Genomic DNA, 26,151 nt, shown 5'->3' on the forward strand with positions numbered 1-26,151 from the left:
TTCTAGGTTTAGCCTTTTTTGAGTTTCAATTTTCACTAAATACGGCTATAGGAATATAATGGAGGGCAGGAAAAATTTTATTACTAATTAGTTTAATTTGATGGTGATTTTGATTTACTGAAGATAAACCACCATAACTCTATGCTAATTAAAGCTAAACCTACAATTGTAACAGCAACTTTCACGCTTAAAGGTTGTTCAATTTGATGAAATTGATTAATTTGCACTGAGTGAGAATTTGCCATTTCTGCTGATGCTGGGCTTGATGTCAATAATACTAAACAAATAAGACTGATCCAAAGCGTTTTTTTGTCCAACATTTACTTAATTCCTGGTTGAAAGTTACGCAATCTTAAAGCATTTGTGACTACAGAAACGGAAGAAAGAGCCATTGCGGCACCAGCGATAATAGGATTAAGTAACCAACCAAAAATAGGGTAAAGAATTCCGGCGGCAACAGGAATACCAATGATATTGTAAATAAAAGCAAAAAAGAGATTTTGCTTGATATTGTTGATAGTGGCACGACTGAGTTGAATTGCAGTGACAATGCCTTGTAGGTCTCCAGAAATTAAAGTAATATCACTAGCAGCGATCGCAATATCTGTCCCTGTCCCAATGGCAATTCCTACATCTGCTTGGGCTAACGCTGGTGCATCATTAATCCCATCTCCTACCATAGCCACGATTTTAGACTTGGGGTTTGGGCTTTTATTCCCCAGTCCCCGGTTTTGCAATGATTTCACAATCGCCACTTTTTGATCTGGACGAACTTGGGCAAAAACTTGGGTAATACCAACTTGACGTGCGATCGCTTCGGCAGTTAAGCGATTGTCTCCAGTTAACATTACCACTTTTAAGCCTAATTTCTGTAATGCTTGCACAGCAGCGGCTGAAGAAGGTTTAAGGGCATCAGCAATACCCATTATTCCTTGTAATTCCCCATCTACAGCAATTAAAATTACCGTTTTAGCTCCAGATTCCCAACCAACTTGATACTGTTGTAAAGAAACTGTATTAATCCCCAATTCTGTTAACCACCGTTCTGTCCCAATTTGCACCAGATGATCATTAACAATTCCCTGGACTCCACAACCAGCTATAGCTGCAAAATCCTGAACATTTACTAAGTTCACTTCTTGGGATTTGGCATATTGTACTACTGCTTCAGCTAGGGGATGTTCAGAATTTCTTTCTACAGTTGCGACTAACTGTAATAATTCCAATTCATGATGATTAGCTGTACCTTTAACAGTGACAAAATCTGTAACTGTGGGTTTACCTTGAGTTAAAGTTCCCGTTTTATCAAGAACAATAGTTTGAATTTTGTGTGCTAATTCTAAACTGTCAGCACCTTTAATTAAGATGCCATTTTCTGCACCTTTACCAGTTCCTACCATGACAGAAGTGGGAGTAGCTAAACCCAAAGCACAAGGACAAGCGATAATTAACACACCCACCATTGTGATCACAGACAGGGTAAAGTTACCCATAAAATTAAACCAGATGACAAAAGTAAAAATAGCGATCGCAATTACAGCCGGCACAAACCACCCTGTTACCTGGTCTGCTAACCGCTGAATAGGCGCTTTTGAACCTTGTGCTTCTTGCACTAATTTGACAATTTGCGCCAAAAAAGTATCCTTACCTACCCTAGTAGCTCTAAACTTAAAACTACCAGTTTTATTAATCGTCGCCCCAATTACTTCATCACCTGGTTGCTTTTTCACAGCTACACTTTCACCTGTCACCATTGCCTCATCTACTGTTGAAGCACCATCAATCACTTCCCCATCTACAGGAATCTTTTCTCCAGGACGCACTAAAATCTCATCATTAATTCTCACCTCACCAATAGGAACATCCATTTCTACCCCATCTCGAATAACTTTGGCAGTTCTTGCTTGTAGTCCCATCAATTTGCGGATAGCTTCCGAAGTTTGTCCCCTAGCGCGATGTTCCAAAAATCGTCCCAAAAGAATTAAAGTGATCACCATTGCTGCTACTTCATAATAAACATGAGGTTGCAAACCTTGGGCGATAAAAAAGCCAGGAAAAAGCGTCACAAATAAAGAATATAAATAAGCTGTACCTGTTCCCAAAGCAATTAATGTATCCATCGTTGCTGTGTGGTGTTTTAGAGACTTCCAACCATTACGGAAAAAAGATCCACCACACCAAAATTCTACAGGTGTAGTTAAAACTAATTGTAACCAAGGATGATGGAGAAAACCGGGAATAAAAGGCATTTTCAACCCGGTCATCATGGGTAAAGAACCCACAAATAGAAAAATACTAACTATACCTCCTATCCATAGTTTCAGCTTCAGTTCTCGTTGTTCTGCTAACTGAATCGCCTGTTGGGTATCATCTTCATCTTGTTCTTCTTGCAGTGAAAAAGACGAATAACCAGCATCTGCTATTGCAGCTTGAACTTCTGCTAAATTAGTACGGTTAGAATCGTAATTAATAGTTGCTTGTTCGGCTCCAAAGTTAACATTGCAATCAATAACACCAGCAACAGAAAGAATTGCTTGTTCAACGTTGTTAGCACAGGAAGCACAACTCATGCCCCGCAGTTTAAGTGTGAGATTATCCATATTACTACCTTTAAATAATTCTTAAGGAAAAGGAGTCAGTAGTCAGGATTCAGGATTCAGGAGTTAGAAAGAAAGAATGATAAGAATATTTTTCTCTTCTGTTCCTGGTTCTCTCTTCCCTGCTATATCAAACATTCTGTATCCTGAATCCTTACGTCGGAATTAATTAATGGGGGTATTAAACCCACTTCTACATCCGTCAATCGCATATAATTCTTTCTACATTCTTAATCCTGACTCCTGACTCCTGACTCCTGACTCCTGACTCCTGACTCCGAACTCCGAACTCCGAACTCCTGTATTCTGTTTAAGCAGGAGGATAACCAGCAGTAACTAAAGCTTCCTTAATTGCTGTTTCTGATGCTTGGGTATCTACATTGACAAGCTTGGTTTTTGGATCAGCATCAACAGTGGCATTTGCATCAATAGCTTTAACTGCATTGGTAATATTTGTTGCACAAGTGGAACAAGCCATTCCGGGAACTGTAAGTTTGATTGTCATAGGTTTAAATGAGTGAAAAAATTAAGATTTAGCTGAAGACAATTGCTGTAATTTTTCAATTTGGTCAATTGGCGTTTTGATGATAGCTTGAGATAAGTCACGAATTTGTGACTGAGTAGCATTTTCAGAAGCTTTCTCGGTTATCATCTGCTCAGAAATGTTTAGGGCATTTCTTCCAAAAATTAGTAATTTGTGTTTTCCTCTTACTAAAATTTTCGGCTCAAAGTTCTTTGTATCTTCATCCTAAACCCTCTAGCTGGCTAGAGAGTCTAGAGCTTTTTGGATATTTTTTGTAAAAAACACAAAACTTTACCTTTTTGGTTCTGTCTATGAGTAGTGATGAAAATAAGCGCGACAGAGAATAGTCAAATAAAGTTCATGCAGATGAGTTTATAAATTTTAGAGCGATCGCAAAAAACAATGATGAATGCAGAAAATATAGTCCATATTCCCCAAATTTGGCGCGATTTTCCCCCTGAATTTGAGGAACTGCGGCCGTTTATAGAGTCACAGTTGTTGCCTTATATCAAAATCAGTAGCCATGAGGTTGGCCAGCTAAAGGAGGATTCCAGCGGAGATCCGTTAAAACTTTGGCACAGCAAAATTGGTGGAAATCCCTATCTGCCGAAAGACTATGAACATCCGTGCGATCGCATCACCGGGGACATTATGCCGTTGCTGATGCAAGTCAATTGTGCAGATGTACCCCAAATTGCTGGCTTTGATTTTCCCCAGCAAGGAATTTTGCAATTTTACCTGGGTTATGATGCGGCAATGTCTGAACTCAGCCCAGAAGTATGTCGTGTCCTTTATTTTCCAGAAGTTTTGGAAGTTGACAGTGAATTAGTTACCGACTTCAGCTTTATCGACAATGAAGATACTCTCCGCGACTATTCAGAAATTTATGCATTAGAGTTTTCAGTTGCACAGGAATTGTTTTGGTATCCTCGCCATGAGGAGATTCAGCCGCCTGAAGCACTGACAGACCTTTATGAAGAATTTAGTCTAGAGTGTGACGAAGATTGCTCTGGCGATAAGCTAGGAGGATTTGCAGACACGTCTTGTTTTGACGTTGGAGCAGCCACGGAAGGCATAAAGGGTCGATTGTTGCTAGAACTTGGGCAAACATCGTGTAATGGCGAATACTTTTACTTTTTTATTGAAGATGCTGATTTAAGAAATCGGGATTTTAGCAAAGTTGAATGTCGGATCATGTTTACTTGAAAATTGAGCGTTTCTGAATTTGAGGTATGAAAATCAAAAATTCCATTTCTCAAATTCTTACTCTTTGCGCCTCTGCGCCTCTGCGTGAGACAAATTCATACTTTCATTCACCAACGCCAAAAATTTAACACTCTTCATCTATCTCTATGTCCCAGATCTCGCTCCCCTAATCACTTCTTAAAAACCTAACTTTCAGATCTCTTGTGCGATCGCTTTCTGCTTAGTGATATGACAAAAACTTTAGCTCTAGCACCATCTTTGAGGGTGTTACAAAATTGACATTTACAAGGTGAGAAAGATTATGAATTTTAGAGTAAAGATTTTGAGAACTTGTAGTAAAATAATTAACCAATACTTGTTTAATCAAAAAAATACCAAGAATATTTATACTATGACAGACGTTAATCAATATGTTACAGATTATTTAGATTATTACTGCGGTTTAGAAAATTCGCCAGGATTTGCAGTTTTACTCAAAGGGGAATGGGGTTCTGGAAAAACATGGTTTATTAATAAATATCGGGAGAAATTAGAAGCAGAAATAAAAAAAGATGAATATCAAATTATTTATATTACTCTTTATGGAGTAAAGAATATAGATGATATAGCATATATATTTTTAGAGCAATCAATCCCTACTTTAGCATCCTCAAAGTGGTCTAAGCTGGGATTTAATTTTATTAAACTTATTTTAAATAGCCAGAAAATTGATTTAGAGAAATTAAAAATAGATTTTTCTAAATATATTGTCAATAACAAGAAAATTTTAATATTTGATGACCTAGAACGTTGTCAAATAGATATTAGTAATATCATGGGATATATGAACTACTTTGTAGAACAGCAAGGATCGAAAGTAATTATTATTGCTAATGAAGATATAATATTTGACAACTACAAAGACACCAAAGAAAAATTAATAGGTAAAACATTTAATATTGCTCCTGACATTGATAGTGCATTAAACGGTTTTATTCAAAATATTGAAGATTCAGATATTCAGAAATTTCTTATAAAAAATACTGAATTTATAAAAACATTATACGAACAAGCAAAATGTACAAATTTAAGAATACTCAAACAAATCATTCTTGATTTTGAGCGAATTTATGAAAAATTATTAGACAAAGGAAAAAATAAGCAGGAAGTTCTACAAGAGATTCTTCAAATGCTAACAATTTTTTCTATTGAAATTAAAATGGCAAATTTGCAACCAAAAGATATTACCAAATTATTAGATGCACAAGCTAGGAGAAATATAAATAGAAGAAATGGTTCTTTGTCTGAAAAAAGCTCAGATGTACAAGAAGATAAAAATAATCTTCAGGAAATAAGTGATAAATACTACTATTTACAAATATATTCCCCATTTCCTAGTGCGATATGGTGGGAAGAATTTTTTGATAAAGGTATTGTTAATAGTAACGAATTAAATGAAGCAATTGCAAATAAATACTATCCTGATGATAACACACCTAATTGGTTAAGATTAGTTTACCGGAATAGACTTAATGATGATGAATTTGATAAATATCTTAAAATTGTAGAATCGGAATTTAGTAACAGAGAATACAAAGATATATCAATTATAAAACATATTGTTGGATGTTTTTTATATTTCTCTAATAATGGATTATATGTCAAAACTAAAGAGGAAATTCTGAAAGATGCAAAAATTTATATTGATGATTTAATTAATAATTTAAATAGTAATAATCAATTAGATGTTTTAGAATTGATTAATGAAAATAAGCAAGATAGTTCCGTTAGTCCTGTATCTAATAATGATTCTAGACTAATGTTTTATAGTCAAGATAGCCAAGAATTTAAAGATTTTTATAATTATATTCATGAAGTTCTCAATGAAAAATTGTCTAATCCTCAATATATGGGCAATTTAGCTCAGGAACTACTAGAAATCATGAAAAATGATGTTAAAGAATTTGATAGTATAATTTGTACTCAATCCTTTGCAAATAAAAAAATCAGACACAAATATAATGAAATACCTGTATTAAAATACATACGATGCCAGGATTTTATAGAAACAATTTTATATATGGAATATGACAAGAAAAAATATGTTTTTTGGGCATTAGAAGAAAGATATAAACCAATTTATCTTCATTCTTATCCAGAATTAATAGAAGAAATAGAGTGGTTAAAAATGGTTCAAGACCTCCTGCTTAAAGAAGTTGATAAAAGACAAGGTAAACTAAGTGGCTATCAACTTAAAGAACTTATTGAAACAAACCTGTCTAAAGTCATAAGCACATTAGAAGATATACAAATACAACAGGTTAATAAATCAGTAAATTAAAACTTTGCTTAACTATTCTAGCACTAATAAAATTAGTGTCTAACCTGAGTTAAAACCTAAATTTTTATAACATTTTGCTAATACAAGGCTTTTAAAATGAATTTGGGTGCAGATATTTACACTATATTGTACAATATAGTTGTACAACTTCTGTAAAAAGAGAATGTTAAATAAAGAAACCACTTACTCTCAAGCAAGGTTGAATTTAGCAACTATCTTAGATCAGGTGTGTGATCAACGGGAAATTGTAGTAATTAAACGTCGTAACGAAAAAAATGTGGCGTTAATTGCCGAAGATGAACTTTCCAGCTTATTAGAGTGTGTCTATTTATTAAGATCACCTGAAAATGCTAAACGTTTATTTCGAGCTTTAGAATGGAGTGAAACAGCAATAGAAACTCCTCAAACAGTGGCTGAATTAAAAGAGGAATTAGGAATTGAGTAGTAAGAAAAAAAAGCCAGATACTCATAATGAAGAAAAAGAATTATCTGGTTATTTTCCTGTTTTCAGTCCTGATTTTAAAGCAGATTTAGCTTGGTGGTATAATCATGATAAGAAAAAAGGGGATAAAATACTAGATTTAGTAGCGGATATTCTTGATGGTCAACCGTTTACAGGCTTAGGTAAACCTGAACCTCTTAAATATATTGCTCCTGATACTTGGTCACGACGGATAGATTTAGAACATCGTTTAGTTTATAAAGTCACAGAGAATAAAGTTTATTTTTTACAGGCTCGTTATCATTATGAATTAGATTAAAATCAAAAGACAAAATTATTCAACACTTACGCAAAATATCTCTCAAACTCTAATTTCTCTGTGTTCTCTGCGCCTCTGCGGTTAATTACTCCGTGAATTGTCCATAACTCCTATGAATTACTGATTTTTTTATCAACTTTTCTATGTCCCAGGTATCGCTCCCCCCATTGCTTCAGTCAGACCTACCATTCACCGCTCTTGCGCCTATGCAGGATGTGACAAACCTGTGGTTCATGAAGGTCATTGCCCATTACGGCAGTCCTGACTACTTCTTTACCGAGTATTTCCGCGTCAATGATACCTCACGACTCAATCGTAACATTCTGGCAGCAATCACCGAAAACGATACCGGTCGCCCCGTTTTTGCTCAAATGATTGGTGAAAGTATTCCTGATTTAGTGAGAACAGCAAAGGAACTCTGCAAATATAATATCGCAGGAGTAGATTTAAACATGGGCTGTCCAGCGCCGAGAATCTATCGCAAAAATGTTGGGGGTGGATTGCTGCGAGAACCGGAAAAAGTAGATCAGATTTTGGGAGAACTGCGTGCTGCTGTGAATGATAAACCTTTAACTGTGAAGATGCGTGTGGGCTTTGAGAATACAGATAACTTTTATGAAATTCTAGATATAATCAATCGCCACAGCATTGATTTGTTGAGTTTGCATGGTCGCACGGTCAAAGATATGTACCACGGGGAAGTTAAATATGATTTGATTGCGGAAGCGGTGAGACGGGTTGATTGTCCAGTGTTGGCTAATGGCAATATCAACTCGGCAAAAACTGCTTTGGAAGTGCTTTCTCAAACGGGTGCGGCGGGTGTGATGGTGGGACGCTGGGCGATTGGGAATCCTTGGCTTTTTAATCAAATTCGCCAGGCTTTGCGAGGAGAGGAGATCACACCTGTTCTTTTAGTAGAGGTACGCAAATATATTGATCGTTTATGGCAAACTCCCATAGTGTCAACCATACCAGAACGGGCGCGGGTAGGCTACCTGAAAATGTTCCTCAACTACATTGCGCTGAGTGTTGACGCTGAAGGTCATTTCCTGCGGCTGATGAGACGGGTGCAGACTGAGGTAGAACTGTTCGATCTGTGCGATCGCATTCTCCTGACTGAAGCAACAAAAACTTTAGCCCTAGAACCCTTCTTATTGTCCGTTCGCTGATATTGAAAGGTATTAGCGTTAGTCATATGTCTTCAGAATCCATTCATTTGCCGTTGTTTTCAGACTGATTAGATAAATAAATACCTGAATTTATCGTTATTTACAGAAATCGTAGTTAATGCTACATACAATCGTATAAACCGTAGTTAACATTAGAAAAATATCGCACTAGAAGAAAACATTTAGGACAACCCTTTTTGTTCAATGTTAATCTTCATATCTTGCGGATCACCGCATAGAGGAGTCTATCTTCAACAGTAATTTTTCTGCAACCAATAGTAAGTAGTAAAACTACATAGTCGAATAATCTCATCTTTTAAAGCATTAAGTTACCTCACACGATTGAGGCAGGTATTACCAAAAACCTGCCATCATGCGAAACAAGTTAAACGCAAAGGAGTTTACCATGCATCGACAAATGTGCTGGTTATCTAAGTCTGGTAGTGATGGAGAAAAAATATTGCATTTGCAGACTTCACTGGGACAACCTTGGCGGCCTTACACAGCTTTTCCTCAATTTGCAGTACCAGATTATCAAATACCAGGTGGTTCTAAAGGTTGGGCAACTTATCAAAAACTGTTAAAAGCAGGTTGGACTTTAATTCACAGCGCACGGGCTAACGAGTTCAGCAGCACCTATACAGAGTCAACAGTGGAAAATTAATATCCTCTAGGGTAGCCATCACCACGGGGATCAGCTGCTCCTTCGAGAGTACCATCTTCTGTAACTGTAATGGCATTGGCATTTCCCCAAGGTGCAGTTTCTCTAATCTTGTGTCCGCGACGGCGTAAGTCTTGCCAGGTTAAAGCATCCAAACCCCAAGACTCGACGCGTAACTCATCTGGTAGCCACTGGTGATGTATGCGTGGCACAGAAACGGCTGCACCCACATCCATTTTGTATGCCAATACATTCAGGATAATTTGCAATACTTGGGTGATGATGGTGCTACCTCCAGGGCTTCCCACTGCTAAACGCAAACGATTGTTTTCGGTGACGATGGTGGGTGTCATACTAGAGGTAGTGGTAAATATGTAGTGAAATCTTATATTTTCTAACTCAAATTATTCATTTGTAGCCGTTGCAATTTGAATTACATTTAACCAACTAATTGAAACTCCTCTAAAGTATAAAGTTTCTAAATATATGATTTAGCGAGAACGTGTTAAGTGTTATATGTAGTATAGTATCAGTGTTTTTAAATTCAACTATTTCAGTATTGATGTCAATCTCCAGACCTACTTGCCCCAATTGTGGTTCTCAACACATTGTCAAAAATGGGAAGATTCATAATCAAAAACCAAAATACCAGTGTCAAAACTGCAAAAGACAGTTTATAGAAAATCCCACTAATAAAGTTATTAGCAAAGATACTATAGAACTGATTGATAGACTTTTACTTGAGAAAATACCTCTCGCAGGTATTGCTCGTGCTGCTCGTGTTTCAGAGACTTGGTTGCAAAAATATGTGAATAATAAATATGCCCAGATTCCGACTCAGGTAAATGTTTCAGCCAAACCAAGAGGTAAATTGACTATTGAGTGTGATGAGGCTTGGTCATTTGTAGGTCATAAGGGTAATAAGCAATGGATTTGGTTAGCTTTGGATAAAAAAACTAGAGAAATAGTTGGAGTTTACATAGGCGACCGCAGTGAAGATGGCGCTAGGGGATTATGGAATTCTCTACCACCAGTTTATCGTCAATGTGCTGTTTGCTATACAGATTTTTGGGCAGCTTACGCACAAGTTATTCCTAGCAAACGTCATCAGGCAGTAGGGAAAGAAAGTGGCAAGACTAACCATATTGAACGCTTTAATAATACAATGCGTCAAAGAATTTCTCGTTTGGTTAGAAAGACTTTATCCTTCTCTAAAAAGTTAGATAATCATATTGGTGCTATCTGGTATTTTATTCATCATTATAATTCTTGTTGTAGCGCCTAATTTTATTATCACTACATATTTACCACTACCATACTAGAAAGGGGAGTTTTGCGGGGTGCAATGCTATTAGCTTCGTTACCCACTAAACCAAAGGCGTTTGGTACTCCTGGTGCGGCTGCAAAATCATCCATTTCGTTGTTCAAAACTATTCCTGTCCCTGGTGTGACAATCCCAGCACCAAAGCCTAAGTTGATGGTGAAGGTTAAACTAACGGCGTTTCTGTCTGCGTCCACAACGTTAAGATGACTGGTTTCTGTTGATTCTTTGGATTTCGATTTTTTGAGTCCTGGGTTGACTTCTGTTGAGGGTTTGGCCACGTCCATGTTAATCTCCTGGCGGCGCTTTTGGGCGTATGCGGGACTGATTAGTTGTTGGACAGGAACTTTGACAAAATCGGGATCTCCTAAATATTTTGAGCGATCGCTGTAAGCAATCTTCATTGCCTCTACAATTAAATGTATAACGTCGGGATGATGCCATCCTAAAGATTTTAAGTCTGTGTCACCGATAATGTTCAACATTTGCAATAGATGCACACCTCCTGATGATGGTGGTGGCATAGAACAAATTTTAGCTTGGCGAAAGTTCCCACATACAGGAGTTCGCCAAATTGCTTTATAGGCTTTTAAGTCTGCGGGGGTGATTAAACCGCCATTTTTCGCCATATCAGCAGCGATGGTTTGGGCAATTTTCCCGGTGTAAAAACTTTGGGGATTTTGAGAAATGGCTACTAATGTCTTGGCTAAGTCACTCTGGATTAATTTTTCCCCTGGTTGGTAATATTCACCGTTGCGAGTGAAGATTTTACTTGCTGCTGAGTTGTCGAGAATTGTTTGTTTACGGTTCTGCAAATTGGAGAGAGAACGCCAAGAAAGCCTATCACTGATGATAAAACCATTTTGAGCGAGTGCGATCGCAGGTTTAACAACTTCTAGCCAAGGTAACTTACCATAACGACGATGCACTTCATACATTCCCGCCACAGTTCCCGGTGTTGCTACCGCTAAATAACCATCTGTACTCGCACCAGGACGCACTTTACCATTTGCATCTAAATACATATTTCTTGTAGCTTTGATAGGTGCGCGTTCCCGAAAATCTAAAGCTTTAATTTCCCCTGTTTTTTCAGAATGCAAAAGTAAAAATCCACCCCCACCAATCCCCGCAGAAAAAGGCTCAACTACCGAAATAGCAAAAGTTGTAGCTACTGCTGCATCAATCGCATTTCCGCCTTTTTTTAACATTAAAAGTCCCGCTTCACTCGCTAAAGGGTTAGCAGAAACTACCATCCCTTTTTTGCTGCGTAGAGGTACGGTGATAGTAGCAGATGCAAATTGGCAGGTGAGGATAGCACCAAGGGAGATTAAGGAGAAGATGCGGCGTTGGGTTTTAGCGATAATGGGCATTTTTTCGGTAAGTAATTTGAACCAGCTAAGTAGTGACAAAAAGATAAGTTTGAAAAGATTTATTAAAAATTCAGAATTATTTTGAATAGAGGTATTTAGATAATGATTTGATTATTACATTGAAAAAGCAGAAAACCTAGTCAAATGATAAAATAGTATTTATTAATAACGATTGGCAAGAGTTAGATTATGAACTCATTTGAGCATATAACTATTCAAGGTTATCGTCGCTTGTTTAATGTACAAGTCGATATGCATGATCGTCCTCTGACAGCCATGATTGGTGCTAATGGTGTAGGTAAAACTTCTTTGTTAGAAATTTTTTCACTTTTAGCAGCATCTGCTAATGCTCAATTAGCAAACAAAATTTCAGAATTAGGTGGACTAACTGATATTATTACTCGTGATAAAAGCAATAGTATAGCTATTTCTTTGTCCATGAGTGTACCAGGATATGCACCACTTGATTACCACTTGGAAGTTGCTCTAAAAGGTTTAACATATGAAATTGCTATAGAAACACTAACGCAACAAAATCATAAGGGCGCTTCTCATCCCTTCAAGCACATTGATTCGCGTGGATCAGATGTTAAGTATTTTAATACAGAGGATGAAAAGCTATTACGTCCAAATTGGGATCATAATCCCTTGGAAACTTCTCTCGCTCAAGTTCCTAAAATGTATCAAGATCCTGAAAACCTACGTAAACGATTAGCTTCCTGTACATTTTACGGTGCATTGAATGTTGCGCCTAAAAGTCCAGTTCGTTTACCACAATCAATGCGTCCCGCAACATTACCTGGTGCTAATGGAGAAGATTTAGTTTCTTGTCTTTATTATTTACGAGAGACGGACTCAGAACTATTTGAGATTATTGAGGATACCCTTGCTGCTGCTTTTCCAGATTTTGAGCGTTTAGCATTTCCTCCAGTAGCAGCAGGAACTATCACAATGACTTGGAAAGATAAAAATTTTTCTAAGCCTCTTTATATGCACCAACTTTCTGAAGGAACTTTGCGGTTTATTTGGTTAGTGACATTGTTACAAAGTCCAGATTTAACTGCCGTCACTCTTATTGATGAACCAGAAGTTAGTTTACACCCAGAATTATTGCAACTACTAGCTCATTTAATGCGAGAAGCTACCCAGAGAACTCAGCTAATTATTGCTACCCATTCAGATAGATTAATCCGATTTTTAGAACCTAAAGAAGTGCTTGTTTGTGATGCAGAAGATGGCTTAACTACTATGAATTGGGGTGATACTTTTAATTTAGAACATTGGTTAGAAGATTATAGTTTAGATCAAATTTGGGCAATGAATTTAATCGGTGGTCGTCCATGAAGATAGCTATTTTAGTTGAAGGTGAAACAGAAAAAGCTTTTAAGCCAATTTTACAAAATTTCCTTATATCTCGCTTGCAACAACGAATGCCTAAGCTTAAGTTTCTGCCTCACAATGGTCGTATTCCTAAAGGAGAAAAACTTAAAAGAGTCGTTGAAAGTTTACTAAATCAAGATGATTATGATGCTGTTATTGCTTTAACCGATGTTTATACAGGAACAAATGATTTTCAAGATGCAGCAGATGCTAAAGCTAAAATGAAAGATTGGGTAGGGAATCACCCTAATTTTTATCCCCATGTAGCGCAGCATGATTTTGAAGCTTGGTTATTACCTTATTGGTCAAGAATTAAGGATTTAGCAAAATCTAATAAGTCAGCACCTGGGGGTTTACCTGAACAAGTAAATCATGGAAATCCACCATCATATCGAATTAAAGAAATATTTGAAACAGGTAAATGTCAATGCAGTTATAATAAAATTCGTGATGCTGCCAGAATTTTGAAAAACCAAGATTTGATCGTTTCTGTTAATCAGTGTCCTGAATTAAAGGCATTTATCAATACTATTCTGTCTTTATGTGAGGTTGAGTTAATTCCGTGAATCAGAAAATCATGAGATTAAGTTTTGATACTTTTTATCGACATCAAATCTCAGGGTTTTTTAGACTTTACAGGAATCTTAATCAAAAATTCTGTTCCTTCCCCTGGTTCAGAAATACAGCTAATTTGCCCACTATGTTTTTCGACTATAATTTGATAACTGATTGATAAACCTAAGCCTGTGCCTTTACCCACTGGTTTAGTAGTAAAAAAAGGTTCAAATAATCTTGCACATACTTTTTCATTCATCCCACAACCATTATCAGCAATACTGATTGCCACCCATTCTTGATCAATTACTTCAGTGCGAATGCGAATAGCCGGTAATAGATGATTGGGTTGTTCTAGTTGATTATTATCTATAAACCATGATTTACTACCATCTTGTAATGCATCAATGGCATTAGTAATGATATTCATAAAAACTTGATTAATTCGACCAGGACAGCACTCTATTAAAGGTAATTTATTATATTCTTTAATAATTTGAATTTGGGGATATCTATGATCTCTAGCTCGTAAGCGATGTTCTAAAATCATTAAAGTACTATCAATACCTTCATGAATATGGACTTCTTTTATTTCTGCTTCATCCAAACGAGAGAAATTTCGCAGCGATTTAACTATCTCAGCAATTCGTTTTGTTCCTAGCATCATGGAATTTAAAAGTTTAGCTAGATCTTTAGTCAGAAAGTCTAATTCATTATCTTGAATTAATTTTTGAATTTCCTTGGGAGGATCTGGATAATAATCTTGATATTTTTGAATAATTTGTACTATTAAATGAGTATAGTCCATAGCATATTGAAGATTACCATGAAGAAAATTAACAGGGTTATTAATTTCATGGGCAATACCAGCAACTAGTTGTCCTAAGCTAGACATTTTTTCGTTATGGACTATTTGAATTTGAGTTGATTGAAGTTGTTGTAAAGTTTCCTGAAGGTAGGTGTTTGTTTGTTCAAGACGATCTGATTGACTAATCGTAGATTGTTCTGATACATCTAATAACTGAGTTAGTGTCGCTATTTGTGAATTGAGATATTCAAAGGCTTTATTATCTGTTGTCGTGACCGGTTTCTCATTAACACGAGATTGCTCATAACCCATGAAAATTCTGTTATTCTCAAAAGGTAATATTGCCATTTTGACATTTAGTGCTAACGGACGCAAAAAATCGATACTTATCCGAGGAACTTCAACTTTCAAAAACATGAGAATTACAAATATGTTGCCTGAAGGTAATAATCCTCCAAAGCCAACTACAGATTTGATATTATACGGAATTACAAATGATGTTTGTGAAGGAATATAAGGACTATCCAAAGCATCAGGAACATAAAAGACGTTATACATTCGCTGTTCTAAATCAGTTAATAAATTTGGATCTGGTCGGATTACAGTGCCAAGATTTAGTCCTAGTTGTTGGATAAGTTGAAAAATCATAGGTATGCGAGCAATCATCTCTTCGCTGAAGAGGGGAATTACTTTATGTTTCTCAGATTGATGTCGTGAGTTCCATTCTGGTAGTTGCCCAATAGTTGCCAATAATATTAAACATTTGAGATTATCTTCTGGTAAATGATCATCTAATATTTCATGTGTATATTCTTGTAATTCTGGTGTGAGTTCTCCGTAGGATTGAGTTTTAAAAAAACGGATAAGCGCACAGGATCTTTCTCCAGACTGTTTATCAATTAAATGATCATAAAGATATTGGATAATAGAATTACTTGCCTCTTCCATGCTGTTAGCTTTGCTGCCTAAATGACGCAGAGCTAAACCACATTCTGACATATCTCTTAAAGTAAATTGTTTTAAGTCATGCATGATAGATATCTCCTAGAGAAATTTGCTGATTTATAAAGCAAGGGTGTCCACTTTTGTAGATCCTTTCTCAAGTAGTTGAAAGATTCATGGGAGGGGAATTTCAAGAAGAAATTTTGAAATGGCCACATCTTACACTTTTTTGAGAAATATATTCAAAATATAGAAACAGAATGTGAAAAACTTGTGTAAATTATTATAGCGATGTAGAATATATTCCGTAGGATTTCTCGGTTCTACAATGGTTTTGGAAGAGGCATATCTAAATTTCATTGGATATTTAATATTGTGTTAAAAACTACTTTGTCAAAGGGTTGCGAGGGGATATGACGGTTTTTGATACATCTCAACTTTTAATTGAGAGTTTAGTATTTCTAAACTTTTATGATGATGCGATGATTAATGGTAAGTATTCAGGCTAGAAAATACTCCAAGTCAGGAAAATAAAGGCTTTTTGAGTCAACTTTTCAGTGTGTACCTAATCCTGTATGGCTACGCCACGCAAGCTATCAAAAATCAAATAGGAGTCCTATATTATATAGTGTATCTTGGAAATTTAGAGTAGTTAATTACTCGTAAGGGATCACCAAATAAAAAAATACTCAACCACCTAACAAAAAAATCTCTCAAACTCCCATTTCTTCGAGTTCTCTGTGCCTCTGTGGTGCGTTTGTTTGGGTAATTTATTTCTTGGGAGTCCCTAAGTAAAGTAAACAATTGTCAAGAGATATTAAAAATGTGTCAAATTTTGTTGAGAAAATTTTTTCTGCCTACTAGTGCAGTTATTTTCACTTTTCTGCCAATCCAACCGCTTCAAGCTTTACCACTGCTACAAAGTGATTTTACACAACTTTCTGAATCTAGTCAAAAACCTACAAAACCAACTAAGTTACAACTCTATGGTGGACCTCAAACACGAACCCCTATTATCCAATGGTATTTAGAAGAATTAGGGGTTTCTTATGACTATATTTCTTTAAATATCGGGGCTAATGAACAGCGTCAACCTGAATTTTTGGCTATTAATCCTATGGGTAAAGTGCCGGCAATAGTAGATGGTGATTTAAAACTATGGGAATCTGGGGCAATTCTACTATATTTAGCGGAAAAATATCAGCAAATGCCTAATTCATTAGCAGAGCGTGCCAAAATTGAACAGTGGGTAATTTTTGCTAATGCTACCCTTGCACCAGCTTTATTTTCAGCAGATAAACGCGAAAAGGAAATGCCAATTTTACTAACGCCACTTAATAAAATTTTGCAACAAAAACAATTTTTATTAGGTGAAAAACTGAGCGTTGGAGATATAGCAGTTGCTTCGTACTTGCATTATGCAAAGGTGCTTTTATCGCTCGATTATCGTCAATATCCTAGTGTTGTTGCATATCTTGAGAGAATAGCAGCAAGACCCGCATTTAAAAATACTCTAGGAAAGCGGTAATTTGTGATTTCTTTTATGGCGGTTCTCGGTTGAGTGACATACAAGAACCCCAGCACCAACCCCCTAGGGGGCTATGATGTATTTCATTCAAATGCATACCGCTATAGTTAACTAAATTTAGTTAAGTAGAGCAACATAATTAAAAATTATAGATTCCTGATATCTCTAAAAAGTCAGGGATCTGGGTCTAGTTTATGTTACGATACCAACTAAGTTGGAAACACATAAACTATGCCACAGGATTTATCACCCCTCTGGATATCGCTGAAAACTTCATTTTTAGCGACCTTTATCACTTTCTTTTTGGGTATCGGTGCTGCTTATTGGATGTTGGGATATAAGGGTAAAGGCAAATCTATAATTGAGGGTATTTTTGTTGCACCGTTGATTTTACCACCGACGGTTGTGGGGTTTTTGTTGCTGCTATTTTTTGGGAAGAATGGCCCGGTTGGTAAACTCTTGGAACCGTTTGATTTGACAATTGTGTTTACTTGGTATGGTGCGGCTGTAGCGGCAACGGTGGTTTCATTTCCACTCATGTATAAAACTGCATTAGGTGCTTTTGAACAAATTGATGGGAATCTGTTGCGGGTAGGGAGAACTTTAGGCGCTAAGGAATTAACAATATTTTGGCGGGTTAGTTTGCCTTTGGCGTTTCCTGGCATTTTTGCAGGTGCAACTTTAGCTTTTGCCCGTGCTTTGGGTGAGTTTGGTGCAACGTTGATGTTAGCAGGTAATATTCCTGGACAAACGCAGAATATACCAATGGCGATATATTTTGCTGTGGAAGCTGGGGATATGAATGAAGCTTGGTTTTGGGCGATCGCTATTATGGTAATTTCTCTGTCAGGAATTATTCTGACTAACTTCTGGCTAGAACTCAAGCAGCGACGCAGACACAATGATAAAAAGGGACAAAAAGAAGTAGAAAATCACGCTGTTTCTGCACCCACCAAATCCCCCACATCTGGCTTGTTTCTGGATATTGAAAAACGACTTGCTAGTTTTCATCTCCAAGTAGCTTTTAACACCGATAATCAACCCTTGGGATTGCTGGGAAGTTCTGGTGCAGGAAAAAGTATGATTCTGCGTTGTCTTGCGGGGATAGAAACACCCACAAAAGGGCGGATAGTTTTGAATGGTAAGGTGTTGTTTGACTCTGAGAAAGGAATTAACGTGCCGATACGCGATCGCCATATTGGTTTTTTATTCCAGAATTACGCGCTCTTTCCACACATGACTGTGGCACAAAATATCGCTTTTGGCTTACCAAAGGGAAATATGCGGTTGGAGGTAGAACAGCAATTATTAGCGATGCAATTACAAGGTTTGGGCGATCGCTATCCACACCAACTTTCAGGAGGGCAACAGCAACGAGTAGCTTTAGCTAGGGCGTTAGCCAGTCAACCAGAAGCATTACTTTTAGATGAGCCATTTTCTGCCCTGGATACACATCTGCGGAGTCAGTTAGAACAACAAATGACAGAAACTCTAGCTGATTATCCTGGTGTGACTTTATTTGTCACTCATAACATGGAAGAAGCTTATCGTCTTTGTCCGAATTTGTTAGTATTAGAACAAGGGAAAGAAGCTCATCATGGTTCTAAATATGAGATTTTTCAACATCCTGCAACTGTGAATGTTGCCAAAATAACTGGTTGTAAAAACTTTTCTCGTGCTGTTTTTGTATCATCCCAACAGGTAGAAGCAACTGATTGGGGTTGTCATCTCGAAGTTGTTGAATCAATCCCAAATCAATTATCTCATATTGGTATCCGCGCCCATCAAATTAGTTTTACGAATAACCCTAATCAATCAAATACTTTTCCCTGTTGGTTAGTCAGAACCAGCGAAACACCTCACCGGATGACGTTATTTTTAAAGTTACATTCTCCTGCTAATAATCCCCATGATTATCACTTGCAAGCTGAAGTTTATAAGGAAAAGTGGGTGACAATTAAAGACAAACCTTTTCCTTGGTATGTACATTTAGATCCCTTACGGTTGATGTTGATGGAAGAGTAACGAGTATTGAGTGCTGTGCAGGTTGTCTTGATATTCTGAATCCTGACTCCTGACTCCTGACTCCGAACTCCGAACTCCTGACTTCTACTTATTAGCTTTAAGTAATAAATAAAACAACTGTCCATCGCTAACTGTTACCCCAGCGCGATCGCCTGCTATTTTACCAGTTCCTAAGAAGTAATCCACTCTACCAGCACCTTTAATCGCACCACCTGTATCTTGATCTAATACATAACGGCTAACTGTACGATGTTCTAATTCACCTTGGGGATTGACAAAGGGGAAAGGTGCGCGAATTAAAGCTAAAGCACCAGGAGGCATTAAAGATTTATCGGTGGCTATGGAACGTTCTGGTGTGAGTTGTACACTAATAGAACCTTGTGCTGGTCTACCGTTCGTTTCTTGGAAAAACACAAAACTGCGATCGCGTGGAATATAAATATCTAAATCTTGGGGATGCTTTTGAAAATAGTCGAGGATAATTGGCATAGTTAAACCTTCTAAAGGTAATTTGCCATCATCTACTAATAACCTTCCCAAACTTTTATAATTATAAGCTGTATTACCAGCATAACCAATTGTTGTTTGTTTGCCGTCAGTTAGTTTAAGACGTGCTGAACCTTGAATTTGAATTATATATGGTTCTAATCTATCTCTAAACCAAAATAATTCTAAACCTTTTAATTTACCTTTTCCACCTTGTAACCCATCTGCACCTTCCAATTCTAATCGGGTAGGGTGAGGTTTAGTCCAAGATTGTAAATCAGCAGGATAGCGATAAGCAGGATATTTAAATTCTTTTGTAGGAGTGCGACTAGCTAAATACAAAGGTTCATAATAAGCGGTAAATAAAACCGCACCCTGATTATCTTTACCCACTGATTGATAAAATACAAATTCTTTTTCAATCGCTGCGTGTAATTCTTTCGCCGAATTAGTTGAAATCAAGATTTGCCGGAATCTTTGCAAGCTTTTATAAACTCTATCTTGGGTAATTCCTGGAATTTTATATCTTTGATAAGCATTGGTAGCACGACCAGATTTAAAATATTTTAAACTTTGATCAATAGATGCTAACAACGCCTTTTTATCTGCTATTTTATTATTTTCACCACCATAAATCCTTTCATCTAAACAAGAAGCATCATTTTCACAACAAGTAACTGGAACTCTTTGCACAAGTACAGGTAAATTTTTGGTATTTTCAGTTTTTAAAGCAACCGGTAAATCCCACTTGGTTACTTGACATTCTGGAGAAACTACATCTTTATTTTTTATTGCTGGCATTTCTAACAAAAAAATAGTTAAAAACACAGGTAAGCTGAGAGTTGTTTTCAATATCCTTTGCATGGAATTAATCTAAGGTAATAAGTGAAAGATAACAAATGACAATTTTGATAATTATTATCTCGTTCCCAGTCTCTGACTGGGAATGCTAGACAGAGGCTCTGCCTCTACTTTCATGGAAGGCAGAGCCTTCTAGAATTCATTCCCATACAGAGTATGGGAACGAGAGGATTTATTCATTCATATTATGGTACGTAGCAACAGCGGAAGGGGAGATGCGATTTAAGTACCGGAAAATCCAGTATTTGAAAATCGTATCTAAAATTACGGGAAATGTGGCAATGAATTATCTCGTTCCCAGTCTCTGACTGGGAATGCTAGACAGAGGCTCTGCCTCTACTTTCATGGAAGGCAGAGCCTTCTAGAATTCATTCCCACACAGAGTATGGGAACGAGAGGATTTATTCATTCATATTATGGTATGTAGCAACAGCGGAAGGAGAGATGCGATTCAAGTACCGGAAAATCCAATATTTGAAAATCGTATCTAAAATTACGGGAAATGTGGCAATGAATAAAAAGATAAAATCACGATTTGCTGGTAATCCCCAGTGTCGTGATATACCTTCTAAAATCACTTCCCAACCATGGGGAGAGTGGAAACCGACAAATACATCTGTAAACAAGATAATAATAAATGCTTTGGCGCTATCACTCAATCCATATACTACATGATCAAAGAAATCTTTGAGAACTGAGATAGAAGATTTGCTGATAATTAACAGCCAAATAAAAGCAATTACCGAACAAATATCTGCAAATACATTTTTAATGGCATTAGCACTTTCACTCTGAAATTGTTCAGCTACTTCCTGCGCTTTCTCTTGCATCTTGATTTCTATATCTTCTGATGATATGGGTGCCGCATTACTAATCATGTTTTCAAACTTGATTCTTTCCTCAAATCTTTGTAGTTCTCTAAGTGCTTCTTCTTCCATTTCTGTATTCAGGAAGATTTGCTCTGTTTGGGAACCTCTAAAATGATCTACTAAAGGACCTACTACTACAGCCTTAGCTATTTGATGGGTGAGCAGTGGTATTATAATTAAGAGTAAAATAAATCGAATAGATATAATTGTTGTTTTTTGCGTTTGGCGAAAGTTCTGCACTACATCTTGTTCAGATTCTGGGTCTAATTCTGCTTGTAACCGAGTGATAGTGCTTAAAATTGAACGGGGTAAAACTCCTGTAGCATCAGCTTTTCTTTTTGGTTTAATTCCATTGTTTGGAACTGATATTTTTGGTTTGTTTGGTTGGGAAATAACTATATTATCTGCTACAATTGTAGATAGAGCAGTTAAATTTGCTGGAGTTTTTTCTGATTGATCATTTGTGTATTTAGCAATGACTTGATCAATAAAACCTAGTTTTTCTAAAACTAAAGCTAGAGAGGGATATTCTATACCTGTTTTAATAGCTGCTTGTTGTTTAGATTCGTTTGAAAACCAACGACTAGCTTTAAACTCTGTCAGTCGCATTCGGGCATTTTTTAATAATTTCTTTAAATCTGCCTCAAAATAATCCATGACAGTACTACTGTACATAGCAGAATCAGCAGATATTTTTTTACCCTGAAAATGCTGATCTTCGATTTCCTTGATTTTTAAGGCTGTTTGGTAAGCTTCCTCCAAAGATCGTTCTGGTGTCAGTAAGTACCATCTGTAAGCAGCCAGCAAAAAACCGTATATTTTTTGACTAAAGACAGAGTTTCTCATCGTAGATGATTGTCTAACATAATTTGGTGATTATTAACCTTAAGTTAACGCACGAGGTATACTAACGAATCTATAAGGAGTATATTTGTGGTTTCTGATTCTGTTTGGATTGTTGGTACTAGTCGCAGCGGTAAGACTACTCGCATAGCCGAGCAGTTTTGTCATTGGATACAAATTGAGCATCAATATCCAGAATTATTTTATACGAAAAATCAAAACAATAAAAAAGCTAAAAGCACAATACAAACGTCAAATATTTTACCAATAGAACCTGGGGTTTTAGTTTTAGCCTCTAATGATGAGAATCGCCGTTTATTAAGTGATAAAATTGTATCCTTAACTTTAGGAAAATACCCAATTCGTGCTAAAACCACTTTGGGGTTTCTCCAGGATGAAGTTATTTTATTTTGGCCGTTATTAATTGAATCGTTGCAGATTAAAGCACAATTTCCTGTAAAATTGCGTCCAGAAACTGAGCAGGAGTTAGCGACAAAACTTTGGCGTTCTCAGTTAGATGTAGAGACATTGAGAAGTGCAGGAGTAAATGAATATCGCTTAGTCAGGCGTATATTAGATATATGGCAATTAGCTGCTTATAGTGGTACGCCTTGCGAAGATATTACTGAGATTTTGCAAAGCGGTTTTCAGGAAAGTGTTAATAATTTAGAACCTAATTTTTTGGCATCTTTGCTGCTAGATTGGCGTAATTGGTGTTTAGAGAGGGGAATGCTAACTTATGCACTGATTACGGAATTATATAGCCAACATTTGTTAAAAAATATTGATTATCAGCAGCGTTTAGTCGGTCGGTATCAGGCGATATTAGCAGATGATGTGGATGATTATCCAGCGATCGCTCATAATTTGTTTGAGTTCCTCTTAGATAACGGTGCAGTAGGGGCTTTTAGCTATAATCCTGATGGTGCAATTCGCTGGGGACTGGGTGCAGATCCCCAATATTTAGCGAGGTTAGCACAGCGTTGTCAGATAGAAACATTAAAAGGCCCAGCTTTAGATAGTTTAGCGGCTCAACTGGCTCAACCGATAGTGAAAATAGTCACAGAGCCAATGGCGATTTTCCGTTTACCAGCATCTGTACAACCAATCCAAACCGCTTCTCGCGCTCAACTATTGCGTCAAACAGCAGAGGTGATCATTGATGGAATTGAGACGGGAAAGGTAAAACCGGAAGAAATAGCGATTATTGCACCGGGTTTAGATGCGATCGCACGTTATACTCTCACAGAAATCTTAACTAAACAGAATATCCCCGTAGAATCTCTCAATGATCAACGTCCTTTAGTTAGTTCACCTTTTGTTAGAGCATTACTCACCTTATTAGCTCTAGTTTATCCTGGCTTAGGGCGTTTAGTAGACAGGGATGCCGTTGCAGAGATGTTGGTAATTTTAAGTCAGAGTCGCACCTATGACGGGGAAACACAAGAATCTCATCAACCCAGAATTGATCCAGTCCGAGCAGGGTTAATAGCAGATTCCTGTTTTGTACCCCATCCAGATCACCCACATTTGCTACCAGTGACAGCCTTTGAACGTTGGGATAGAATCGGCTATGAAGGTAGTAGAGCTTATGGGGAAATATTACAGTGGATAGAAGAACAAAAGCGATTCCTAGGTCGCACTTCTCTACAAGACGCTACACGAACGCTATCACAGCAAAATTCTAATTTTCTACCCACACCAAATTTACTGTTATACAAAGCAATTCAAGACTTTTTGTGTAAAGATCAAAATCTCTCCTATGAGCAACTAGCCGCATTACGGGAATTGCTAGAAACTGCTCAACACTATTGGGAAGTTGATACAAGATTAAGACAAACCGATTCCAACTTACTCTCACTGCATAATCAACAAAGCCTCCATAGCAGCATTGCAGAATTTATTCAACTACTGCGACGGGGAACAATTACCGCTAACCCCTACCCTATTCATTCCCTTGGTAGCGCCAGAAAAGCCGTTACTTTAGCGACAATCTTCCAATATCGTGCTAGTCGCAGATTTCACCGTTGGCATTTTTGGCTAGATGCAGGTTCACCCCTGTGGGCAAAAGGCGGTGCAGCCACTTTATTTGGTGCTACCTTATTCCTACAAGATAGATTAGGCGAACCTTGGACAGCAGCAGATGAGCAATTAGCAGAAGAACAAAGACTAAAAAGAATCCTAGCTGATTTACTCGCTCGTGTATCCGAAAAACTTTACTTATGTCACAGTGACTTAGCTGTGAATGGACAAGAACAACTAGGGCCACTGTTACCTTTAGTATATTCTTGCGAGATTATATCCGATATAACCCTACCTCTCTCCACAAGTTTTTCACAAACTAGTTCTAAATTGTAAGTGAAAATCCAGTTACAGGATTTCCATTTATCTAGATTGCAGAATAGGCTAAAAGAGGTAGGTAATTATGAGTTTATCCCCATCATACGCAGAAAAAATAGAGTATTCTTCAGTTTATGGACTGGTAAATTCTTTACGATATGGGCGATCGCTTGGTGTCGATCCTATTGGTATCAGCCCTACTTGCTCTTTTAACTGCGTCTATTGTCAGTTGGGTAATATCCGGCACCAAACAACTCAACGGCAAATTTTTGTACCCACAACCCAAGTCATCTCTGACTTGCAAGCATTTATACAAAAGGAAATACCAATAGATGTAGTTACCATTAGTGGTAGTGGTGAACCTACCCTCGCATTGAATTTAGAGGAAATTTTGCAAGCTACGACATACATCATCAACAAACCATTAGTGGTATTAACCAATGGCACACTGCTAAGTGATAAATCAGTTCGTAATGCTTTAACAGTAGCCGATATTGTCGCCGTTAAACTAGATGCTGTTTCGTCAAATCAACTACGGCAGATTAATCAACCATTAGAGACAATTAATTTACCAGATCTTCTCAAGGGAATTGAAAAATTTAGACAAGAATATCGGGGATACATGGCAATACAAACCATGATTTTATCTTCTTGGACAGCGGAAACTCTAGCAAATTACATAAACTTGATGAAGCGCCTCCAACCTGATGAAATTCAACTTAACATTCCTACCCATACCCGCGTCCTGGTTCATCAGTTAGAATCTAGAAGTAATGAGATTGTCGAATCTCGCGCTTATACCTGTGAAAATTTTAACTGTATCAGCACTAAAGAACTCTGTTCGATGGCTGATACAATCCAAAATGTCACTCAAATTCCTGTACGTTACTCTTCCAGAAGACTGGCTGCACAAGGCAGGAAGCAGAGGCAATAATTATTTAAGGAGTTAAAGAGATGGAAACAAAGTCAACAGAACCATTATTAGCACTCCAGGAAATCCCCGCTGGCTATCTCAATATTATGGGTTATGTTGATAAATCAGAAGTTAACGGCCCTGGTTGTCGTGCTGTCGTTTGGGTGCAAGGTTGTCCTCGTGAGTGTGATGGCTGTTTTAATCCTGACTCGTGGACATTTGAAATTAACCAACTAGTTGCTATTGATACTCTCGCCGCAGATATTCTTAAAAATCCCCATAACACAGGTGTAACTTTCTCTGGTGGTGAACCATTTTGGCAAGCATCTGCATTAGCTAATTTAGCACGTCAGCTTAAAGCCGCTGGATTAAATGTGATGTCCTTTACTGGGTTTACTCTCAAGCAACTTCAATCTGAATCTGCACCTCCTGGTTCACAAGAATTATTATCACAATTAGATATCTTAATTGACGGGCCTTTTGTCCAGTCTCAAGCAGTTAATTCTCCTATGTCCCCCGTTTCTTCTAAAAACCAACGGGTTCATGTGTTTAACCCAGAATTACAAGACCAAATTAGCTGGGCCAGTGACCAAATAGAAGTGCATATTCTCAAAGATGGCGATCGCATTGTCACCGGTTATCAAGGTTGGTTAGAACTAACTTAGGGCAAGGA

At 37.2% G+C, this 26,151-nt stretch carries 21 protein-coding genes and 3 pseudogenes; 14 read left to right on the forward strand and 10 right to left on the reverse strand.

Annotated elements, in window-relative coordinates; translation table 11 throughout:
• Positions 1-92 precede the first annotated feature (92 nt).
• The 4 genes from ACOWPH_RS09410 to ACOWPH_RS09425 all read right to left on the reverse strand — a co-directional run bounded on the left by ACOWPH_RS09410 (position 93) and on the right by ACOWPH_RS09425 (position 3,249).
• Positions 93-320, reverse strand: a complete 228-nt coding sequence (locus ACOWPH_RS09410; RefSeq protein ID WP_015215132.1) for a hypothetical protein — start codon at positions 318-320, stop codon at positions 93-95.
• A complete protein-coding gene (locus ACOWPH_RS09415; protein ID WP_015215133.1) occupies positions 321-2,600 on the reverse strand; it encodes a heavy metal translocating P-type ATPase in 2,280 nt (759 codons plus the stop codon). It abuts the gene before it with no gap.
• Between the two features lie 307 nt (positions 2,601-2,907).
• Complete coding sequence (locus ACOWPH_RS09420; protein WP_015215134.1) at positions 2,908-3,102, reverse strand: heavy-metal-associated domain-containing protein; 195 nt, start codon at positions 3,100-3,102, stop codon at positions 2,908-2,910.
• A gap of 21 nt (positions 3,103-3,123) precedes the next feature.
• Positions 3,124-3,249: a hypothetical protein gene (locus ACOWPH_RS09425; protein WP_015215135.1), complete on the reverse strand. Its 126-nt coding sequence runs from the start codon at positions 3,247-3,249 to the stop codon at positions 3,124-3,126.
• A 273-nt stretch (positions 3,250-3,522) separates the two neighbouring features.
• Between ACOWPH_RS09425 and ACOWPH_RS09430 the strand changes: the two genes are divergently transcribed.
• The 6 genes from ACOWPH_RS09430 to ACOWPH_RS09455 all read left to right on the forward strand — a co-directional run bounded on the left by ACOWPH_RS09430 (position 3,523) and on the right by ACOWPH_RS09455 (position 9,240).
• Positions 3,523-4,326 (forward strand): DUF1963 domain-containing protein, encoded by an 804-nt coding sequence (locus ACOWPH_RS09430; RefSeq protein ID WP_015215136.1) that lies wholly within the window; start codon positions 3,523-3,525, stop codon positions 4,324-4,326.
• A 391-nt stretch (positions 4,327-4,717) separates the two neighbouring features.
• On the forward strand, positions 4,718-6,646 hold the full coding sequence (locus ACOWPH_RS09435; protein ID WP_042466017.1) for a P-loop NTPase fold protein: 1,929 nt from the start codon (positions 4,718-4,720) through the stop codon (positions 6,644-6,646).
• A 163-nt stretch (positions 6,647-6,809) separates the two neighbouring features.
• Positions 6,810-7,091, forward strand: a complete 282-nt coding sequence (locus ACOWPH_RS09440) for a type II toxin-antitoxin system Phd/YefM family antitoxin (protein WP_015215138.1) — start codon at positions 6,810-6,812, stop codon at positions 7,089-7,091.
• Positions 7,084-7,407 (forward strand): Txe/YoeB family addiction module toxin, encoded by a 324-nt coding sequence (locus tag ACOWPH_RS09445; protein WP_015215139.1) that lies wholly within the window; start codon positions 7,084-7,086, stop codon positions 7,405-7,407. The genes ACOWPH_RS09440 and ACOWPH_RS09445 overlap by 8 nt, the downstream gene beginning before the upstream one ends.
• Before the next feature lie 143 nt (positions 7,408-7,550).
• Complete coding sequence (locus ACOWPH_RS09450; protein ID WP_015215140.1) at positions 7,551-8,576, forward strand: tRNA dihydrouridine synthase; 1,026 nt, start codon at positions 7,551-7,553, stop codon at positions 8,574-8,576.
• A gap of 406 nt (positions 8,577-8,982) precedes the next feature.
• On the forward strand, positions 8,983-9,240 hold the full coding sequence (locus ACOWPH_RS09455; protein WP_015215141.1) for a hypothetical protein: 258 nt from the start codon (positions 8,983-8,985) through the stop codon (positions 9,238-9,240).
• Here ACOWPH_RS09455 and ACOWPH_RS09460 read toward each other — a convergent pair.
• Positions 9,237-9,605 (reverse strand): annotated as a pseudogene (locus tag ACOWPH_RS09460) (gamma-glutamyltransferase); the annotation flags it as partial. The gene ACOWPH_RS09455 and the pseudogene ACOWPH_RS09460 sit on opposite strands and share 4 nt — an antisense overlap.
• A 194-nt stretch (positions 9,606-9,799) precedes the next feature.
• Between ACOWPH_RS09460 and ACOWPH_RS09465 the strand changes: the two are divergent.
• Positions 9,800-10,522 (forward strand): IS1 family transposase, encoded by a 723-nt coding sequence (locus ACOWPH_RS09465; RefSeq protein WP_015213505.1) that lies wholly within the window; start codon positions 9,800-9,802, stop codon positions 10,520-10,522.
• Between the two features lie 29 nt (positions 10,523-10,551).
• On the opposite strand, the pseudogene ggt reads toward ACOWPH_RS09465, so the two are convergent.
• A pseudogene (gene ggt / locus ACOWPH_RS09470) lies at positions 10,552-11,928 on the reverse strand (gamma-glutamyltransferase); the annotation flags it as partial.
• Between the two features lie 189 nt (positions 11,929-12,117).
• Between ggt and ACOWPH_RS09475 the strand changes: the two are divergent.
• Together ACOWPH_RS09475 and ACOWPH_RS09480 are read left to right on the forward strand one after the other, a co-directional pair.
• On the forward strand, positions 12,118-13,272 hold the full coding sequence (locus ACOWPH_RS09475; protein WP_015215142.1) for an AAA family ATPase: 1,155 nt from the start codon (positions 12,118-12,120) through the stop codon (positions 13,270-13,272).
• Entirely contained in the window at positions 13,269-13,874 is a 606-nt protein-coding gene (locus ACOWPH_RS09480) for a DUF4276 family protein (RefSeq protein WP_015215143.1), read from the forward strand. The genes ACOWPH_RS09475 and ACOWPH_RS09480 overlap by 4 nt, the downstream gene beginning before the upstream one ends.
• A 50-nt stretch (positions 13,875-13,924) precedes the next feature.
• Here the strand turns inward: ACOWPH_RS09480 and ACOWPH_RS09485 are convergent, their stop codons facing one another.
• The gene (locus tag ACOWPH_RS09485) at positions 13,925-15,703 is read right to left on the reverse strand and encodes a sensor histidine kinase (RefSeq protein ID WP_015215144.1); all 1,779 of its coding nucleotides are present in this window, start codon (positions 15,701-15,703) and stop codon (positions 13,925-13,927) included.
• A gap of 733 nt (positions 15,704-16,436) precedes the next feature.
• On the opposite strand from ACOWPH_RS09485, the gene ACOWPH_RS09490 reads away from it, so the two are divergent.
• A complete protein-coding gene (locus ACOWPH_RS09490; RefSeq protein ID WP_015215145.1) occupies positions 16,437-17,141 on the forward strand; it encodes a glutathione S-transferase family protein in 705 nt (234 codons plus the stop codon).
• A 231-nt stretch (positions 17,142-17,372) separates the two neighbouring features.
• Positions 17,373-19,166 (forward strand): molybdate ABC transporter permease subunit, encoded by a 1,794-nt coding sequence (gene modB / locus ACOWPH_RS09495; RefSeq protein WP_015215146.1) that lies wholly within the window; start codon positions 17,373-17,375, stop codon positions 19,164-19,166.
• A gap of 84 nt (positions 19,167-19,250) precedes the next feature.
• Here modB and ACOWPH_RS09500 read toward each other — a convergent pair whose 3' ends face one another.
• From ACOWPH_RS09500 to ACOWPH_RS09510, 3 genes and pseudogenes are all read right to left on the reverse strand, one after another.
• The gene (locus ACOWPH_RS09500) at positions 19,251-20,516 is read right to left on the reverse strand and encodes a murein transglycosylase A (protein WP_015215147.1); all 1,266 of its coding nucleotides are present in this window, start codon (positions 20,514-20,516) and stop codon (positions 19,251-19,253) included.
• Between the two features lie 169 nt (positions 20,517-20,685).
• A pseudogene (locus tag ACOWPH_RS09505) lies at positions 20,686-20,799 on the reverse strand (hypothetical protein); the annotation flags it as partial.
• A gap of 115 nt (positions 20,800-20,914) precedes the next feature.
• The gene (locus ACOWPH_RS09510) at positions 20,915-22,228 is read right to left on the reverse strand and encodes a proton extrusion protein PcxA (protein WP_015215148.1); all 1,314 of its coding nucleotides are present in this window, start codon (positions 22,226-22,228) and stop codon (positions 20,915-20,917) included.
• A gap of 87 nt (positions 22,229-22,315) precedes the next feature.
• Between ACOWPH_RS09510 and ACOWPH_RS09515 the strand changes: the two genes are divergently transcribed.
• The 3 genes from ACOWPH_RS09515 (at position 22,316) to ACOWPH_RS09525 (ending at position 26,143) form a co-directional block, all read left to right on the forward strand.
• Entirely contained in the window at positions 22,316-24,583 is a 2,268-nt protein-coding gene (locus ACOWPH_RS09515) for a hypothetical protein (protein ID WP_015215149.1), read from the forward strand.
• A gap of 67 nt (positions 24,584-24,650) precedes the next feature.
• Positions 24,651-25,499 (forward strand): radical SAM protein, encoded by an 849-nt coding sequence (locus tag ACOWPH_RS09520; protein WP_015215150.1) that lies wholly within the window; start codon positions 24,651-24,653, stop codon positions 25,497-25,499.
• A gap of 20 nt (positions 25,500-25,519) precedes the next feature.
• A complete protein-coding gene (locus ACOWPH_RS09525; RefSeq protein WP_015215151.1) occupies positions 25,520-26,143 on the forward strand; it encodes a 4Fe-4S single cluster domain-containing protein in 624 nt (207 codons plus the stop codon).
• Positions 26,144-26,151 lie beyond the last annotated feature (8 nt).

Source organism: Anabaena sp. PCC 7938 (assembly GCF_049315035.1).
GTDB classification, from domain to species: Bacteria; Cyanobacteriota; Cyanobacteriia; order Cyanobacteriales; family Nostocaceae; genus Anabaena; species Anabaena cylindrica.

What these genes read in the sequence shown, in the direction of transcription:
- ACOWPH_RS09410 (WP_015215132.1), bottom strand. Translation starts at nt 320, where the DNA reads ATGTTGGACAAAAAAACGCTTTGGATCAGTCTTATTTGTTTAGTATTA.
- ACOWPH_RS09415 (WP_015215133.1), bottom strand. Translation starts at nt 2,600, where the DNA reads ATGGATAATCTCACACTTAAACTGCGGGGCATGAGTTGTGCTTCCTGT.
- ACOWPH_RS09420 (WP_015215134.1), bottom strand. Translation starts at nt 3,102, where the DNA reads ATGACAATCAAACTTACAGTTCCCGGAATGGCTTGTTCCACTTGTGCA.
- ACOWPH_RS09425 (WP_015215135.1), bottom strand. Translation starts at nt 3,249, where the DNA reads ATGATAACCGAGAAAGCTTCTGAAAATGCTACTCAGTCACAAATTCGT.
- ACOWPH_RS09430 (WP_015215136.1), top strand. Translation starts at nt 3,523, where the DNA reads ATGATGAATGCAGAAAATATAGTCCATATTCCCCAAATTTGGCGCGAT.
- ACOWPH_RS09435 (WP_042466017.1), top strand. Translation starts at nt 4,718, where the DNA reads ATGACAGACGTTAATCAATATGTTACAGATTATTTAGATTATTACTGC.
- ACOWPH_RS09440 (WP_015215138.1), top strand. Translation starts at nt 6,810, where the DNA reads ATGTTAAATAAAGAAACCACTTACTCTCAAGCAAGGTTGAATTTAGCA.
- ACOWPH_RS09450 (WP_015215140.1), top strand. Translation starts at nt 7,551, where the DNA reads ATGTCCCAGGTATCGCTCCCCCCATTGCTTCAGTCAGACCTACCATTC.
- ACOWPH_RS09455 (WP_015215141.1), top strand. Translation starts at nt 8,983, where the DNA reads ATGCATCGACAAATGTGCTGGTTATCTAAGTCTGGTAGTGATGGAGAA.
- ACOWPH_RS09465 (WP_015213505.1), top strand. Translation starts at nt 9,800, where the DNA reads ATGTCAATCTCCAGACCTACTTGCCCCAATTGTGGTTCTCAACACATT.
- ACOWPH_RS09475 (WP_015215142.1), top strand. Translation starts at nt 12,118, where the DNA reads ATGAACTCATTTGAGCATATAACTATTCAAGGTTATCGTCGCTTGTTT.
- ACOWPH_RS09480 (WP_015215143.1), top strand. Translation starts at nt 13,269, where the DNA reads ATGAAGATAGCTATTTTAGTTGAAGGTGAAACAGAAAAAGCTTTTAAG.
- ACOWPH_RS09485 (WP_015215144.1), bottom strand. Translation starts at nt 15,703, where the DNA reads ATGCATGACTTAAAACAATTTACTTTAAGAGATATGTCAGAATGTGGT.
- ACOWPH_RS09490 (WP_015215145.1), top strand. Translation starts at nt 16,437, where the DNA reads ATGTGTCAAATTTTGTTGAGAAAATTTTTTCTGCCTACTAGTGCAGTT.
- modB (WP_015215146.1), top strand. Translation starts at nt 17,373, where the DNA reads ATGCCACAGGATTTATCACCCCTCTGGATATCGCTGAAAACTTCATTT.
- ACOWPH_RS09500 (WP_015215147.1), bottom strand. Translation starts at nt 20,516, where the DNA reads ATGCAAAGGATATTGAAAACAACTCTCAGCTTACCTGTGTTTTTAACT.
- ACOWPH_RS09510 (WP_015215148.1), bottom strand. Translation starts at nt 22,228, where the DNA reads ATGAGAAACTCTGTCTTTAGTCAAAAAATATACGGTTTTTTGCTGGCT.
- ACOWPH_RS09520 (WP_015215150.1), top strand. Translation starts at nt 24,651, where the DNA reads ATGAGTTTATCCCCATCATACGCAGAAAAAATAGAGTATTCTTCAGTT.
- ACOWPH_RS09525 (WP_015215151.1), top strand. Translation starts at nt 25,520, where the DNA reads ATGGAAACAAAGTCAACAGAACCATTATTAGCACTCCAGGAAATCCCC.